The organism is Cellvibrio sp. KY-GH-1 (assembly GCF_008806975.1).
Classification (GTDB): Bacteria; Pseudomonadota; Gammaproteobacteria; order Pseudomonadales; family Cellvibrionaceae; genus Cellvibrio.
This window is the reverse complement of sequence record NZ_CP031728.1, coordinates 4,680,701-4,696,029: the sequence shown is the minus strand read 5'-3', so window position 1 is coordinate 4,696,029 and position 15,329 is coordinate 4,680,701. Positions and strand designations below refer to the sequence as shown.

Here is a 15,329-nt window from a genome sequence, read left to right as displayed (position 1 = left end):
TGAACTTAACCGGCGAGGCGCTGGACAGAATATGTACAGAATATCACTTGTCGCTTACTTCTGCCTTATCCACTTTTTGGAATCCACGCGGTAATTTGTTTCCGCGGCGGCCACGCTCGCCTTTGTAATGCTCAAGATCCGACGCCTTCAAGGTGATATGGCGCTTGCCGGAATAGAGCGTCAACACCTGACCAGGGCTGATGACATTTAAGGAAACCACAAACTCCTCGCGGCTAATCACCTTGGCCCCCGGGATATTCATGATCTTATTGCCTTTACCTTTGGCCAGCTCTGGCAGCTCGGTCACCGGGAAAACCAATAGACGACCGTCATTGCTAACGGCAGCCAGTTGCGCCTGCTCAGGGTTAGTGATTAGTTGCGGTGGTAACACCAAGGCACCTTCAGGCAAGGTGAGCAGCGCTTTACCCGCTTTGTTCTTACTTGCCAGGTCCTCCAGTTTGGCCACAAAACCATAACCGGCATCGGAAGCGATGAGCACACGCTGAGTATCGGCACCCATCAGGGCCCCTTCAAAGGTAGCTCCACTCGGCGGGCTAATGCGACCACTTAACGGCTCGCCCTGACCACGCGCCGAGGGCAAGTTGTGCGCGGGAACGGCATAGCTGCGGCCGGTGGAATCCACCAAAATTACACTCTGGTTGCTCTTTCCCTGCACTGCAAATTTGAAGCTATCTCCGGCTTTGTAGCTTAGGCCTGCCGCATCAACATCGTGACCTTTGGCGGCGCGAATCCAGCCTTTATCGGAAATTACAACGGTAATGGCTTCCGCACTCACCAATTCGGTTTCACTGAGTGCCTGCGCTTCAGCACGCTCGACGATTGGCGAGCGGCGCTCATCGCCAAACTTCTCTGCAACCTGCAGCAATTCTTTGCGCACCAGATTTTTTAATTTCACAGCGGAATCAAGAATTTTTTGCAAGCCATCGCGCTCTTTCATCAGGTCGTCTTGCTCCTGACGGATTTTCATTTCTTCCAAACGCGCTAACTGGCGCAATTTGGTTTCAAGAATATATTCCGCCTGCATTTCGACTAAATTAAATCGCTTAATCAATACCGGCTTTGGATGTTCCTCCTCACGAATAATGCGGATAACTTCATCCACATTGAGGAACACAATCATCAAGGCCGCCAAACGCAGCAAACGTTCCTCAACTTTTTCCAACCGATATTGCAAACGGCGACGGGTTGTTACGGTGCGGAAACTTAGCCACTCGCTCAAAATTTTATTGAGCGGTTTAACGGCGGGTTTGCCATCGATACCAATCATGTTCATATTGACACGATAGGTGCGTTCCAGCTCAGTCGTCGCAAATAAGTGCTGCATGATTTGTTCGAGATCCACGCGATTGGAACGCGGAACAATTACCAGACGGGTTGGATTTTCGTGATCGGACTCATCGCGCAAGTCAGCAACCATCGGCAATTTTTTTGCCTGCATTTGCGCGGCAATTTGCTCGAGAATTTTTGCACCACTGACCTGATGCGGCAGCGCGGTAATAATAATATCGCCCGACTCTTCGTCTTTTTGCCAAACCGCGCGCATGCGAATACTGCCGCGCCCGGTTTCATACATTTTAATGATGTCGTCGCGCGAGGAAATAATTTCCGCTTCCGTCGGCATATCGGGGCCGAGAATATGCTGACAGAGTTCCGCAACCGTCGCGCCAGGATTATCGAGCACATGCACACATGCATTAACCACTTCGCGCAAATTGTGCGGTGGAATATCGGTCGCCATACCTACCGCAATACCGGTAGTTCCGTTTAGCAACACGTTGGGTACACGCGCCGGCAACACCGCAGGTTCTTCCAAGGTACCGTCGAAGTTGGGCTGCCAATCCACTGTGCCCTGCCCCAACTCTTCCAACAATACTTCGCTGTATTTGGTGAGGCGCGATTCCGTGTAACGCATAGCCGCGAAAGACTTGGGGTCATCCGGCGAGCCCCAGTTGCCCTGACCATCGACCAGCGTGTAGCGATAGGAAAATGGCTGAGCCATTAACACCATGGCTTCGTAAGACGCGGAGTCGCCGTGCGGGTGGAATTTACCGATTACATCGCCCACGGTGCGCGCTGATTTTTTATATTTCGCACTCGCACTCAGGCCCAACTCGCTCATCGCATAAACAATGCGGCGCTGAACCGGTTTAAGACCGTCACCAATATGTGGCAGGGCGCGGTCGAGAATTACATACATGGAATAGTCGAGATACGCTTTCTCGGTATAGTCCTTGAGCGCGATACGCTCATCGGCTTCGGGCAGGGTTATTTCGTCACTCATTTAACATCCTGAACTGCTAAGACTAAAAATCATCAAGAATTGATTGGTGGTTTTACAAACTGATTTTTACTTCGACTGCTTTTACATCAATTGCTGTTACATAAACGGAATTTACACCAACGTGTCTTTACACCAACCAGGCGCGTGCATTATTTACGTTTTTGCACCAAGGGAATGGCCCCTTTTTCATTGACACGCAAGGCCGGCAACCAGGCACTAAAATCCAGCTTGGCTGCAAAATTGTAATTCACTTCTTCACGTATCCCATTGCGGCCAAAATGCTCCAGCAATTTCACCAGCTGCAGCACATTGGCGGTCACCACGACTTTTACCGGTGTTTCCTTATAGGCAGTCAGTACTGGCAATTCGTTGCTCACTCCGCTGAGCAAGTCAAAATTCTCAATGCCGATGGTATAGGAAATTCCACGCAAGGATAAATCGCGATCATTGGGATTGGAGATTAATAAGCTAACTTCGATGGGCTGACTAAACCCTTGTGTGGGCAACAACTGCAATCCGGCCACTTTCACGCCCGGCTGCTCAAGCTTTGGCTGCAAACTGGCACAACTTGCCAGCAACATACAAACGGTTATTAAAAAAAACTTATTGCAACCAAATATTATTTTTGCGGAAATTTTAGCCATTTCTGTCGGTATCCTGATCTATAAACGCACACTGCGCGCTCGGGAAAAATGAAAACTGTGATCTGGCTGCTCCCGCCGCCTAACAACTCTGTGATCTAATCCACAGGCTTTTAACTGGCTATTCATCTTTTGGTTGGTCAGATAAACGCCATAGAATAATGATATCGATGTTTACGACCCTTATTATCGGGGCAGTCGCCGGATTTGCCACTGCAATATTTTTACCAGTGATGGTCAGCTCTTCAGTGTTACAGCCCTGACTGACTCAATATGTTGAACTCACCGCAAAAACAACTCATTAACCCGGATGATTTATTTGGCAGCCGCGAAATTCGCTTTCAGGATAGGCGCGAATCCCATTACCCGCAGCTAATGCGCCTGTGCGCAGATTTTAATTTTTCTGTCTTGCAATTACAGCGCAAAATTTTCAGCCATTTATCGCACAAGATGGTGCCCAGCTCTTTGGAGTTTGTGCTGGCATTGCGCGACGATGATGCGTGTTATTGGTACAGCCTGTCACCCGGCACTGAAAGCTTGAAACAGCTTGAGGACTATTGCAAAACCTTTGAAATTGACTTGCTGCATATGCATTTAATTGGCGATCTCGACAGCGATCAGGATCTACCCAAAGAGGCCTTTTATTAAATTAAAAGGCCTGCGCAAACGCCGCTAGTCACTCATCTCAGCTTCGAACTCTTCGAGTAAATCCAGCGGTTCCATCTCTTCACCTTCAAGCTCTTCGTTCCAATTTATGCCCACCAGCAAGACATCCTCATGCATTCCAGGCAGCCAATCTTCCAAAAACTCTTCAAGGTCTACCGGTACTGGCTGATAACCGGCCCAATCATCCACACAATGGGCGCGCGCAAAGGACTCTTGCGACCAGAAAGGCATTACGTCCACATCGTCATGATCTTCAGAAGCGCTGAGCGCCCAACCATCCGGCCCTTGCAAGCCCCATACACAGCCTAATTCCATAGCCTCCACAATAAAACGGTCGAGATTTTCGGCGGGATCATCACCTAATGGTTCAATAGTCACTGTATCGTTCATGCGGATTGCCTTTTCGAGGTTTATAAACAGAGCCTTGCGCCGTTGGCTTTTAACCAGACGCGATCAGCCTTGCACGAGGGGCAGAGGTTAGCTACCAAGGCCCAAAACTCGGCACTGTGGTTTTGGTGGCGCAGGTGGCTGACTTCGTGGGCGACAAGATAATCGACTATAGCTTCCGGGGCCAGCAGTATCTGCCAGTTATATTGGATTGCACCTTTGCTCGTGCAATGCCCCCACTTTGAACGAGTTGCCCGCACTTTTACGGACGTACAGACGAGCCCCGCGCGTGCGCACAGATCGGCCGTTTTGCGCGTAAGGATTTGCAGCGCTTGCTGCTGGTACCAACGCGCCAACAAGGCGCGAATTTGTTCCTGCTCACTCATGCGCACCCGCGCTGACAACAACAGATGCAGCTCCTGCCCTACGCGCGCAATCGCGGCCCGGGAACCGCGCCCTATCACCAAACGCAAGCGCTCATTCATAAACGCTAGCTCACTGCCTTGCCCATAGACTGCGGCCTCTGGCCGCGCCGCCATAGTCACTTGCTGCTCGGCAATTTTGGCCCTGACCCAAGCGGCTTTTTGCTGTAGGAACGCCATTAAAAAGGATTTCGCCGTGTTGAGGGGTGCGCGGACAACTACTTTGGCAGCGCGCACTTCAATACTTACCGTGCGTCGCCGTGCGGAGCGAGCGATGGAAAACTCAAACCCAAACTCAGCGGGCGGCGGGGATTTTTTTAGCCCGATTATTTCATCCATGCACATCAACCAAAGTTTTTATCGGCAACAAAAGGATTTGTGGCCCGTTCATGGCCAAACGTGGACATGGGGCCGTGGCCGGGAATAAAACGCACATCATCACCCAAGGGAAATACCCGCTCGCGAATCGAGTTAAGTAGATCCTGGTGATTGCCGCGAGGAAAATCGGTTCTGCCAATGGAGCCTTTGAAGAGCACGTCGCCCACTTGCGCGAGACGCGACTCGGGATCAAAGAAAATAACGTGACCGGGAGTGTGTCCAGGGCAATGCAATACCTTTAGCTCGGTATTTCCGACCTTGACCCTATCGTTGTGATTTAACAGGCGCGTTGGCACAAAACCCTCAACAGGCACAAAGCCCATCATCTGCGCCTGCTGTGGCAGCAGGTTGATCCAGAAAAGATCGTCCGCATGTGGACCGATTACTGGAAGCCCAAGGCGCTTCACCAGCGCGGCCGTGGCACCCACGTGATCCAGATGGCCGTGAGTAAGCAGGATTTGCGAGAGCTTCACATCAAGAGCCGCGGCCTCGGCCAGAATTCGCTCGACATCACCACCTGGGTCAACCACCGCCGCATCACGGGTTTGATCGCACCAGAGCAAGGTGCAATTTTGTTGGTAATGAGTAACGGGAATAATCTGGTAATGCAGCACTATGGAACCTCGCGTTGTTCGAGGCCGACACAATACCACAGCCAGATAGACTTACTCGACGCAGCAGGTTTCTTCTGATTAGTAAAACCCCAGGGTATACCCTTTACGCGCAATGTAGACTGATGTCAGCCCCTGCTCCATGCGTCTGGCAATGGAAGCCTCCGCCTTGAGTGCGCCTTCACGGAAGTTATCCAGCGCGTTGTAAAACATGGCAGTGAAATAATCCGCATCGGTATCGCGCGGCGTAAAAACTTCGATACGACACATGCTGGTGTGACAACTGATGGAATTGACACTGACGCGCATCAACCCCGAATGACTGGCAAACATTGCGCGCAGCGACTGCTCATAGGTCATCGCCCAATCCACATCAATTGCTTCCGCTTCAAACAAATTAGTGGCCTTCTCATAGACCGCATTCTCTTTACCAAATACCGCCTTGCGCGCCTCCTCCGGGGAAAGTAAAACTGCAGGCTCCTCCTCTGCCAAGGTTCCATAACCCGTTGATGGCAACACAGCGACGGGGGGTTGCCCGGCAACTGCAACAGGGATTTCTTTTTCCGGAGCCTTGGCACCCGGAACGGTCAGTTGATGCCGGGTAAACGTATCAACGCCCCGTGGCCGCTGCTGATCGAGATAAAACCCCAACGCCAAAATCGGCAGCACCAATGCGCCCCCCCAAACCGGCAAGCGCGTCTTAACTATCTGAATATTCACTCGAATACCTCCTTCAAACTGAACCCTGGCGGCGTACCGCCAGGGATAAAACCCTTATCGCGGTGCGTCGCAAGTCAGCTGACCGACACAAGTCTGACTGTTCTCGTTGTGCCACCCGGTGGTTTGCGTTTTACAGATGGGCACCATCCAGCCATACCAATTACAGTAGGCGGTCGAACCTGTTGATGAGGCGGCGCGACTGGACGAGACCGGCGCCACACTCGAACGGCTCGACGAACTACTGGAGCGGCTGGACGAGCTGGGAGCCAAGCTGGAACGACTTGATGAACTTGGCACCAGGCTGGAACGGCTTGAAGAACTCGGTAGCGCGCTGGAACGGCTGGAAGAGCTGGGCGCGATACTGGAACGGGAGCTCGCCGGCACCGAACTGGTATTACCTCCGCCACCGATTTGCACATCAATACAACCGTGGAAGCGCTCGTAGGTTGGCGGTTCGCGGCCCCACTCAGCGTATATCACATGGCGACCAGTGCGCGAAGGAACTGTACAAGTGGTGTGGATATGCGCGTTGCCCTTATCTGCACGAACATTGGGGTAAGCGCCGGGGTTGTCGTCGTTATAAGGTAAATCGCAGAAGGGTTGGTCTTCAAAATCTGCCCAGGTTAACTCCTTACCGACTTGATAAACGAAGCCCGGTTTGGTGATCCAATAACGGAAGTCCGAGGTGTCATCGAAATGTGGGCCATTACTGATATCCCAGGAAAACACCAAACTGCCGGAATTGATATTGTTTACCGGCCAATTGATGGAATTGTCCCAAGGCGTTTTACCGCCTTTCCAGGTTTCGCTGTCAAAACCGCACACATTTTTTGAAACCGGCCCCAGAACCTTGCGCCCTTGATGGTGATTGAGCACGCTCATATAGGAGTAGCCGCCGTTAAAGTCGCTCGCAAAAGCATCGCCGCACACCGGGTATTTAGCTGTCCCGTTAGCCACCTCATCGGGCTTGGTGACCTTGCCGCAAAAATAGTTGCGTGCGCCCGGGCTATCGACAAAACCGTGACCAAACGTCACCGCAGAAAAAGCCAGTAATACCGCACCCAAACCGCTTCGTTGGATTAATTTCTTATTCATTATTCACACTCCTTCACTTAACCGGATAAGAGAAACGATTCCTGTCGGAATCAAAACCCCCGGACAACCCGCCTTGGGAAACTACAAGTGACCACCCGCTCTGAGCCCGGCCTTTCGCCGCACACCAAAGCGCTACTTATCCGCGAAATACAACCGCAACAGGTATTGCCGGAGAGACATGCAGACGTCCATCGAGTGCTTATGAACTGCAAAATCATAGGAGAGAGCACAGGTACTTTCGGGTTTTTATCGTTATTGTTCTAATCTTGGCCGGATCAAAAAACGCCTCCGGTATGCAAGTGGACAACTGCGCAGGCGAAAGTCTCTGCGCAGCAGACAGCGCTGTCAAATTGTTAAAAACAATGCCCTCGATCAATTAAATGAATGCGTCGATTAAGAGGACAACTGTGAAAATTTATCCGCCAGATGATGCGGAAATCGAAGACACGGACGACGAGGCCGCAAAATTACCTGTGTAATTTGCGCCGGCAATGGCGCCATCCAAGAGGATTTTCAGATACAGCGTTTTAGCCTCCTGCACATTGTTAACCGCTACCACGTAATATCCACGCCCATTTTCATAAATGCTAACGTCTGCGTCTGTCAGTGAAGCCCAGGATGCAGGCAACTTACCAACGGCAAATGGCGAAGAGGAAGCAGCGTAATTTTTTGCCGTCTTCACGCCTATCTCCAGTGCAGATTTGATCGACACTGGCGCATGCTCATGCCCCTCATGTGCCAGTGCAAACTGGCTCCACAAAAAGCTGATCAGAAATACCCGGAACAACACTATGTTTATCAACTGCCTTTTCATTATTTTCTCCTCGTTATTTTTATTTGCAAGAAATCACCAGTAGGAAACGACCACTAAAACAATTCATCATCAGACACACCATGCAAACTGCTCAATAACTATTCGACCAGAGCCCCGCAGGAATTAACAGTACAAATTTGGCAAGTTTCGCGCGCACCCCACAGAGTTTGCTACACTGCTGGCCTGTTTTGCGGCCAGCATCCAACAACCCGATCGCCCCAAAGGAAATATTCTGTCGAATGAACCCACGTATTTTTATTGGTTTACAACACCTGGTTCCCCAGCATGCGCTCTCCCGCGCCGCCGGTTGGTTGGCCAGCACCCAAACACCTTTTATTAAGAACACCTTTATTAAATGGTTTGTAAAACGTTACCAGGTTGATATGAGCCTGGCGGCAGAAGAAAATCCAACCGCCTATGCCTGCTTTAATGATTTTTTCACCCGGGCACTCAAACCCGGTGCCCGTCCAATTGACTCGGCCAGCGACAGCATTGTGTGCCCCGCTGATGGCGCCATCAGCCAACTGGGCAAGATTATCGACGGCAAAATTTTTCAAGCGAAAGGCCAGGACTACACGGCGCTGGAACTGCTTGGTGGCGATGAAGCACTCGCGGCGGAATTTACCGATGGCAACTTTGCCACTGTGTATTTATCGCCGCGCGATTACCACCGCGTACACATGCCCTACGGCGGCAAGTTGCGCACCATGGTCAGCGTGCCGGGCGAATTATTTTCAGTGAATACCGTAACGGCCGAAAATGTCCCGCGCCTTTTTTCACGCAACGAGCGCGCCGTGGCCATTTTTGATACCGACATTGGCCCCATGGCTGTGATACTTGTTGGCGCCATGATTGTAGCGGGCATAGAAACGGTATGGGATGGCCAGATAGCACCTTTCGCCAGCCGCGACATTGCAACGTCCAATTACCCTTATCAGAATATCCAGTTAGCCAAGGGCGATGAAATGGGCCGCTTTAAACTGGGGTCGACAGCGATCATTTTATTTGCCAAAGACAAAATGCAGTGGGACCAAAAATTCATGGCAACCACCCCAACCAAAATGGGCGAGGTGATGGGGAAGCGAATTTAATTCCCCGCGCGCACCTATTTACTCCTCCAGATACACCTATCAAATACACCGGAATTGGTCACAGGACTGTAACGATTGGAAACGACCAATTCCGGAAAAATCACAAAAGACCCAGCAACAATCAGATAAAACAGAAAATTCTTGCCATGCATCACAGGGCTAACGTAATGTAATTAGCTCGCTCAGGAGTTTTGCACCCGGAAAAGAGTTATCGCCGGTTTGGAGAGATGTCTCCGGGCAATTATAAAAATAATAGCGTTATCTTTATCGGAATTACCCTCGCTACCCAGCTTGGTTTCGGTCAATCCGTCTAACTTTAATAATTAAGACGAGATTGAAATTATGTTTACTGTGCAACAACTACAATCAGCCAAAAACACCAAAGTATTTACCCTCAAAACCACAGCGGCAGTTATTGCCATGCTCGCAGGCTCTTCAGCATTTGCAGCAGCAACCGGCGGTTTCTCCACTACCGATGGCGGTAACGTCAGTGGTGCGCAATCGTTCACCGCGTCAACCTACGAGCAAATCAACACTATTATTGCCAACGCCAAACTCGATGCGAATGGCAGTAAAGTCACTGGCGGTGCTTATCCACTGATTATTACCTACACCGGCAACGAAGATGCACTGATCAACCAGATGATCAAAAACCACACCAAGGATTCCGCAGGCAATTGCCCGAATCCGCGCTGGAACGACGCCTACCGCTTCGTAGAAATTAAAGAATTTACCAAGGGTATTACCATCATCGGCGCCAACGGCTCTTCCGCCAACTTCGGCGTAGTGGTGAATAAATCCAGCAACGTTGTTATTCGCAATATGAAAATTGGTGCACTTGCCGGTGCCAACAATGATGCCGATATGATTCGTATCGACAGCGGCACCAATGTGCACGTTGATCACAACGAATTATTCGCGGTGAACAATGAATGTAATGGCTCACCCGACGGTGACCTGACCTTTGAAAGTGCAATCGACATTAAAAAAGATTCGCACAACATCACCGTGTCATACAACTATATTCACGACAGTAAAAAAGTTGGCCTCGACGGCTCCAGTAGTAGCGATATTGCAGGTGGTCGCGAAATTACGTTCCACCACAATATTTACAGAAATGTGAATGCGCGCTTACCGTTGCAACGCGGTGGTTGGACGCACATGTACAACAACTTCTACGATGGCATTACCGATTCCGGTATTAACGTGCGTCAAGCAGGCTACTCATTAATTGAAAGCAACTGGTTCCAAAATGCCAACAACCCGGTGACCTGTCGCTATGACAGCAGCAACTGCGGTTTCTGGGATTTGCGCAACAACAACGTAAAATCGCCCGCAGATTTTGCGACTTACAACATTACCTGGACCAGCGGCGGCACCATCGACGCAACTAATTGGACTACCACTGCACCTTTCCCGATTAGCATTCCCTACAGCTACTCGCCCGTTACGCCACAGTGCGTAAAAGACAAGTTGGGAACCGTGGCGGGTGTAGGTAAAAACGGCGCAACGTTAACGTCTGCTGTGTGCGGTGGTACTACGAGCTCTGTGGCGAGTTCTGTTGCACCATCCAGTAAATCGTCCAGTTCGGTTGCCGTGGTGTCATCGAGCAAATCATCCAGTTCAATTGCAGCAACATCGTCTAGCAAATCGTCCAGCTCTGTTGCGGTTTCATCCAGCAAATCGTCCAGCTCAGTCAGCAATGCACCCGTATTGACTGGCACAGGTGATTATCCGGATGGTTTCTCCAAGTGTGCTGACCTGGGCGAGACCTGCTCAGTCACTTCTGGCGATGGTTGGGTTGCATTTGGCCGCAAAGGCAAGTGGGTTACCAAGAAAGTTTCTGTACCCGGTTCAATTGCCTGTACCGTTGCCGCGTTCGGATCTGATCCAGCGGGCAACCCGAACAAGTGCTCGTACAAAAAATAATGGAATTTTTTTCTCTCCTTACAGTTGTCTTGTTAAACGTGGTTTAGCGAAAACCGGTTTTTCTAACCGTTGTGGAACTGAAACTGTTTAGCAACACTGTCAAAAAAAATCCCGCTGCAGCGACTGCAGCGGGATTTTTTTATTGCGCTAAAAGAACAACCACTTATGGCAAGGTCAAAATCAAATTCTTAACGCTTATCGATTTAGCCGCCGTTGCGCTAAATGTTTCACCGTAAGAAACGCTCTTGGCGGTCATACCAATGCTTGCAGTGGTGACGTAATTAGGCGCTGTCACCGTCCAACTTACCGTTTTGGTTCCACCATCGGCGATGCTGCCAACATTTTGCGTTGCCGTACCAGAAGCCAATACAAAACCCGCTGGCAGGTTGATGCTGACATTCACGTTGTGCGCATCCAAATCACCGGTATTTTTTACTGCCACCGTGTAGGTGAAATTAAACCCGCGATAGACACTTGCCGGGGCGGTAATGGTGTTGGTGAACACCGGCCCCGTTGCCAACGCAAAATTTTCTTCTGTCGCCAGGGTGTAAGGCTCCGTTGCCGCACCATCAAACGATGAACTGTAGGCATAAACTTTTACCACCGCCGCCTGACTTGCACTGGCAGCAACTTGATGCACGTTGTCTTTCACTGTGGTGTCAGAATCCAATTGGGTATTTGTGGTTTCTGCGTAGAGTTTTAAATCCAGGTCCGAAAGGCTGCGATAGCTGGTAGGCGTTGCGGCGTTGTTGTAATCCACGTCGCGCTCCCACACCAGAGTCGCTTTATCGCCGTTATACATTTGCCCTTTATAGAGTTTAAAACTGCCGGTTTGGCCTTTGGGTTTTACACTGCTGGAGAAATAATCGTTGCGATGGAAATGTGCATGCCACAAATCCAGATAGCCCCAACCGTAAGTTTTATTCCACTCTTTGCCAGTTTTTGCACCGTCATCCGCAGACGTATCCGTATTGTTGTCTTCCCAGGAATCGGCGGTGTTAATTAACACGGCTTTAATCGCACGCGGGTCCCAGTTACCACCGTCCATTAATAACAGCGATGCAGCGCCCACTTTCGGCGCTGCCGAACTGGTGCCACCAAGATTTGAATAGCCGCCACTGTTGTTACAGGTCATGGTCTCATGGCCAGGCGCGCTCAAGTCAGGCTTTTTGCGCCCATCAACTGTGGGACCACGGCTGCTGGTATTCCAGATCACATCGTCTGTGCGGGTGATGGTGTTGTTGTCGTACATATTGGTTACGGTAAGACCGTTGTAGTTATTGGCGGGAATGGTCATGGTGTTGGTGCCAGCGCCCTGATTACCCGCTGATTTTGCCCAGTTAGTGGCGTAATCAAATACCACACCATCCACAAAGCGGGACAGTGAATGCCAATCGCTACCGGTGGCATCGCCATTGCCCCAGGAATAGTTAATAACTTCCGGGTCGTCGCCCGCGAAGCGCAGCATCCAATCAGCGCCAGCCATAGTGGTAGCATCATCGCCCGCGTTATCCACCAGAATCGCATTTAACCCAAACGCGAGACCTTTGTGTGTTGCGTTGGTGCTGGCATACATACAGGCCACGCCGGTGCCGTGGTTGCCATTGGTGGCATAGTTTTCATAAAAGGTATGGCTCTTGAGTGCGTCATGGGTTTCGAGTACACCCTCATCCAACACACCCACGTCCCACACGCCGCCATCAAAGCCCGATGCCCACCAGGTATCCGCGCCCAGCGATTGCACTTGATTGCTCAGCTCTGCTTTACCCGGGTTGTTATAAACGATTTCAGCCACACCGCTCAGGCTGGCAATTTCTTTCAGGGCCGCGACCGGAATTTCTGCACTGATGGCGTTCAGGGTCGCGTAGTTCTCCTGAATTTTTGCTCCCAGGCTGCTAATGCGGCCGGCATACACTTTTTGCACTTCCGCGACCGCCGCCGCAGATTCCCGCGCAATTTGTTGGCGCAGTTCGCGCATCAATTTTTCGCGTTCTTCATTCAACGCGCGGATTTCTTTTTTATCTGCATCAGTCACATATTGACTGAGCTTTTTGCTGTGTTCGATTTCCTTATCTTCGGTGTCCTGGTTATCCCTGGGCAAATATTTATCGTAGATTCCTCGCACACGCGCCGCCAGTGCATCGATTTGCGGTTCATATTTTTCATTTAGAGCGCGTGCGATTTTACGCTGCGGTTGTTCGCCAAAGATAATTATCACCGGCAAGCTGGTTTGCTGGGCCGCAAGGCGCTCCAACATTGGATCTATGCGGACTACGGCATCTGCTTTGGGCAATTCGGTTTTGCGATCTGAATCGGCATAGCTGGTTGCTGCGCCTGCCGCCATGGCAATTAAAATCGCGTGAGTGAGGGGTTTAACGAAATGAAAAGCGTTGCGTGAAGTTTTCATAGTGCGATCCTTCTTAAAAGAAATGGAATAGAAAATCCAGCGAGGTTCCTGCCCTTAGCTGGATAGAAACAGTCTGACACTGGAAAATTTAAGTGACAGTGAATTAACCCCGGTACCGGGGTGAACTATTCACCTTTAACCGCGCTGAAAAAATTGCAAAAAAAAAGCCCTGCTGATTTACAACAGGGCAAAAGAGCTCATGAAATAACAACGGAGAAATCGATAGATAGTCGGTGATGCAGTGCAACACCAATCAGCGTTTATTTAGTAGAGGGAGAGCGACGGAATAAAACCACAATGGCCGTCAACACAAATAATAACAACAAAATGAATGGCCCCAATCCCGATGCGTTCCGATTGACGACCAACAAATCCTGAAGGGTTTCGACGCGAGGAATAATAGCGCAACCGGGTGATGCGGCGCATTGACCCTCTGTAGTAGGAGCTTCCGTGACATCCTTGCCATTACCTCCTCCTTGACGAAGCCCCACATCCCTGTGCAAGACCGCGCTTGAAGTGGTCCCTGCATCAGCCGGATTTGCTTCGATAGAAATCCCATCCATCGCAATAGCACCCGCCTGAGCAGAGAGAGAAACAGCGAGCAACGCGCCGACAATGAAAGAGTGAGTGATCATTCGCGTAACTCCATTTCTTCAACCATGATTAACCGCTAGATCTGTGTCCTTGATACCAATGCCGAAGGTGACGCCAATCAACCAACGTTTGATACGGGGGCCAGCTTAACCAGTTTAAATCTCTACAGCTGTGAAATATTCACGTGCGGCACATCAGCCCGACCGATGGTGCCATTACTCAGGCGCGTCCGCTGCCAGAGTAAAGCGTGACTGAATCCGGCGCGCCGCATCCTGCGCTATCGCCCTGCCATTCTCACTACCGTTTAACCGTGTTTCTATCGCGCCAATCACCGAACTGTCCCCTAAGGACACCAATGACTCCACTGCCATTTGCACGACACCCGGGTCAGGGTCCGCAAGCGCGTCCAATAAACTGTGCGTGGCCATGTAGTTATCACTGAAGGATAAACGCTGCGCCGCCAGTGCACGCACCTGGGCGTTTTTATCGCGCTTCAAACTGGTAATGATGTAATGCAAATCCTCTCCAACGGGTGACATTTCCTGCAATATCGTCATGCGAGTTTGGTCATCCGCCGTGAAAAAAATATCGCGTTTTATTTGCTGCTCATCGTTCGCCATCGCATTCGTCGCTGGTGCAGCGCCGCGTTCATGCATTTGCGACAGTGCAGGTTTTATCGTTGGCGGCGCAGATAATTGCGCACTCGATTTTTCCGCCACCAAAAACAGCGCGGCAATGGTGTGAGTATTAGTCGCGGCTTGATAAGCCATTTCCAGGGCAAATTGTTTAGTGCCAATCACACCTGATAATGCGTGCAGCAGGGGTACATCATCCATATTTACGGTGATAGGTTGGGTCCAGTAATCCACCGAATCATTGGGCAAACTAAACGCAAATTCCAGCGTCTCTGCCAAACGCTGCACCAGCAATAAACGTTGCATGTGTTGCACATGAATACTCACGCGGGTTTTATCGGCGCTGGGATAAATTCCGTCGCGCAGCTGTGCTTGTTGTTGCTGAGCGGCTGATTTTTTATCCGCCGTCGATGTCTCGGCTAACGCTGGAATTTGTAGTTTCTTGGAAACCGGCAATTGCTCGTTCGCGAATGATTTTTCTTGCAGAGCAAGATCATCGGACGACGACAGTCCCGCCAAATACCACGCCAGAAAAATTAGCAATCCAATGATCGCCAATGCAATTTTGGGCGTTAACAGTTGTTCGCTCATCATCTTCTCCCCTGAAAATTTCGTAGTCCGCAAAGGGGGCATTTGC

The 15,329-nt window shown here is 50.6% G+C and carries 14 protein-coding genes; 3 read left to right on the top strand and 11 right to left on the bottom strand.

Annotated elements, in window-relative coordinates; all coding sequences use genetic code 11:
* Positions 1-43 precede the first annotated feature (43 nt).
* Both parC and D0C16_RS19830 read right to left on the bottom strand, forming a co-directional pair.
* Entirely contained in the window at positions 44-2,302 is a 2,259-nt protein-coding gene (gene parC, locus D0C16_RS19835) for a DNA topoisomerase IV subunit A (RefSeq protein WP_151033943.1), read from the bottom strand.
* 149 nt (positions 2,303-2,451) lie between these two features.
* Positions 2,452-2,946, bottom strand: coding sequence for an LEA type 2 family protein (locus D0C16_RS19830; protein ID WP_151033942.1), 495 nt, complete (start codon positions 2,944-2,946; stop codon positions 2,452-2,454).
* A gap of 270 nt (positions 2,947-3,216) precedes the next feature.
* On the opposite strand from D0C16_RS19830, the gene D0C16_RS19825 reads away from it, so the two are divergent.
* Positions 3,217-3,591 carry a hypothetical protein gene (locus D0C16_RS19825; RefSeq protein ID WP_151033941.1) on the top strand — a complete coding sequence of 125 codons (375 nt, stop codon included), beginning with the start codon at positions 3,217-3,219 and terminating at the stop codon, positions 3,589-3,591.
* A 24-nt stretch (positions 3,592-3,615) separates the two neighbouring features.
* On the opposite strand, the gene D0C16_RS19820 is transcribed toward D0C16_RS19825, so the two are convergent.
* The 6 genes from D0C16_RS19820 to D0C16_RS19795 form a co-directional block, all read right to left on the bottom strand.
* Positions 3,616-3,999 carry a DUF2750 domain-containing protein gene (locus D0C16_RS19820; RefSeq protein WP_151033940.1) on the bottom strand — a complete coding sequence of 128 codons (384 nt, stop codon included), beginning with the start codon at positions 3,997-3,999 and terminating at the stop codon, positions 3,616-3,618.
* Positions 4,000-4,019: 20 nt separating this feature from the next.
* Positions 4,020-4,757 carry a M48 family metallopeptidase gene (locus D0C16_RS19815; RefSeq protein ID WP_225318771.1) on the bottom strand — a complete coding sequence of 246 codons (738 nt, stop codon included), beginning with the start codon at positions 4,755-4,757 and terminating at the stop codon, positions 4,020-4,022.
* A 5-nt stretch (positions 4,758-4,762) separates the two neighbouring features.
* Positions 4,763-5,410, bottom strand: a complete 648-nt coding sequence (locus tag D0C16_RS19810; RefSeq protein WP_151033939.1) for an MBL fold metallo-hydrolase — start codon at positions 5,408-5,410, stop codon at positions 4,763-4,765.
* 78 nt (positions 5,411-5,488) lie between these two features.
* On the bottom strand, positions 5,489-6,127 hold the full coding sequence (locus D0C16_RS19805; protein ID WP_151033938.1) for a hypothetical protein: 639 nt from the start codon (positions 6,125-6,127) through the stop codon (positions 5,489-5,491).
* A gap of 54 nt (positions 6,128-6,181) precedes the next feature.
* Positions 6,182-7,222 carry a lytic polysaccharide monooxygenase gene (locus tag D0C16_RS19800; RefSeq protein ID WP_151033937.1) on the bottom strand — a complete coding sequence of 347 codons (1,041 nt, stop codon included), beginning with the start codon at positions 7,220-7,222 and terminating at the stop codon, positions 6,182-6,184.
* A 415-nt stretch (positions 7,223-7,637) separates the two neighbouring features.
* Positions 7,638-8,036, bottom strand: coding sequence for a DUF6488 family protein (locus D0C16_RS19795; protein ID WP_151033936.1), 399 nt, complete (start codon positions 8,034-8,036; stop codon positions 7,638-7,640).
* Positions 8,037-8,275: 239 nt separating this feature from the next.
* Here D0C16_RS19795 and asd point away from each other — a divergent pair, with 239 nt between their 5' ends.
* A complete protein-coding gene (asd, locus tag D0C16_RS19790; protein ID WP_151033935.1) occupies positions 8,276-9,127 on the top strand; it encodes an archaetidylserine decarboxylase in 852 nt (283 codons plus the stop codon).
* Positions 9,128-9,469: 342 nt separating this feature from the next.
* A complete protein-coding gene (locus D0C16_RS19785) occupies positions 9,470-11,056 on the top strand; it encodes a pectate lyase (RefSeq protein ID WP_151033934.1) in 1,587 nt (528 codons plus the stop codon).
* Positions 11,057-11,219: 163 nt separating this feature from the next.
* Here D0C16_RS19785 and D0C16_RS19780 read toward each other — a convergent pair whose 3' ends face one another.
* The 3 genes from D0C16_RS19780 to D0C16_RS19770 all read right to left on the bottom strand — a co-directional run bounded on the left by D0C16_RS19780 (position 11,220) and on the right by D0C16_RS19770 (position 15,286).
* A complete protein-coding gene (locus D0C16_RS19780; protein ID WP_151033933.1) occupies positions 11,220-13,463 on the bottom strand; it encodes a S8 family serine peptidase in 2,244 nt (747 codons plus the stop codon).
* 260 nt (positions 13,464-13,723) lie between these two features.
* Positions 13,724-14,098: a hypothetical protein gene (locus D0C16_RS19775; RefSeq protein ID WP_151033932.1), complete on the bottom strand. Its 375-nt coding sequence runs from the start codon at positions 14,096-14,098 to the stop codon at positions 13,724-13,726.
* Between the two features lie 174 nt (positions 14,099-14,272).
* Positions 14,273-15,286 (bottom strand): HEAT repeat domain-containing protein, encoded by a 1,014-nt coding sequence (locus tag D0C16_RS19770; RefSeq protein WP_191968560.1) that lies wholly within the window; start codon positions 15,284-15,286, stop codon positions 14,273-14,275.
* Between the last annotated feature and the right edge of the window lie 43 nt (positions 15,287-15,329).

Coding starts and splice junctions, on each gene's coding strand:
- D0C16_RS19775 (WP_151033932.1), bottom strand. CDS start 14,098: ATGATCACTCACTCTTTCATTGTCGGCGCGTTGCTCGCTGTTTCTCTC.
- D0C16_RS19800 (WP_151033937.1), bottom strand. CDS start 7,222: ATGAATAAGAAATTAATCCAACGAAGCGGTTTGGGTGCGGTATTACTG.
- D0C16_RS19820 (WP_151033940.1), bottom strand. CDS start 3,999: ATGAACGATACAGTGACTATTGAACCATTAGGTGATGATCCCGCCGAA.
- D0C16_RS19830 (WP_151033942.1), bottom strand. CDS start 2,946: ATGGCTAAAATTTCCGCAAAAATAATATTTGGTTGCAATAAGTTTTTT.
- asd (WP_151033935.1), top strand. CDS start 8,276: ATGAACCCACGTATTTTTATTGGTTTACAACACCTGGTTCCCCAGCAT.
- D0C16_RS19815 (WP_225318771.1), bottom strand. CDS start 4,757: ATGGATGAAATAATCGGGCTAAAAAAATCCCCGCCGCCCGCTGAGTTT.
- D0C16_RS19825 (WP_151033941.1), top strand. CDS start 3,217: ATGTTGAACTCACCGCAAAAACAACTCATTAACCCGGATGATTTATTT.
- D0C16_RS19780 (WP_151033933.1), bottom strand. CDS start 13,463: ATGAAAACTTCACGCAACGCTTTTCATTTCGTTAAACCCCTCACTCAC.
- D0C16_RS19795 (WP_151033936.1), bottom strand. CDS start 8,036: ATGAAAAGGCAGTTGATAAACATAGTGTTGTTCCGGGTATTTCTGATC.
- D0C16_RS19770 (WP_191968560.1), bottom strand. CDS start 15,286: ATGATGAGCGAACAACTGTTAACGCCCAAAATTGCATTGGCGATCATT.
- D0C16_RS19785 (WP_151033934.1), top strand. CDS start 9,470: ATGTTTACTGTGCAACAACTACAATCAGCCAAAAACACCAAAGTATTT.
- parC (WP_151033943.1), bottom strand. CDS start 2,302: ATGAGTGACGAAATAACCCTGCCCGAAGCCGATGAGCGTATCGCGCTC.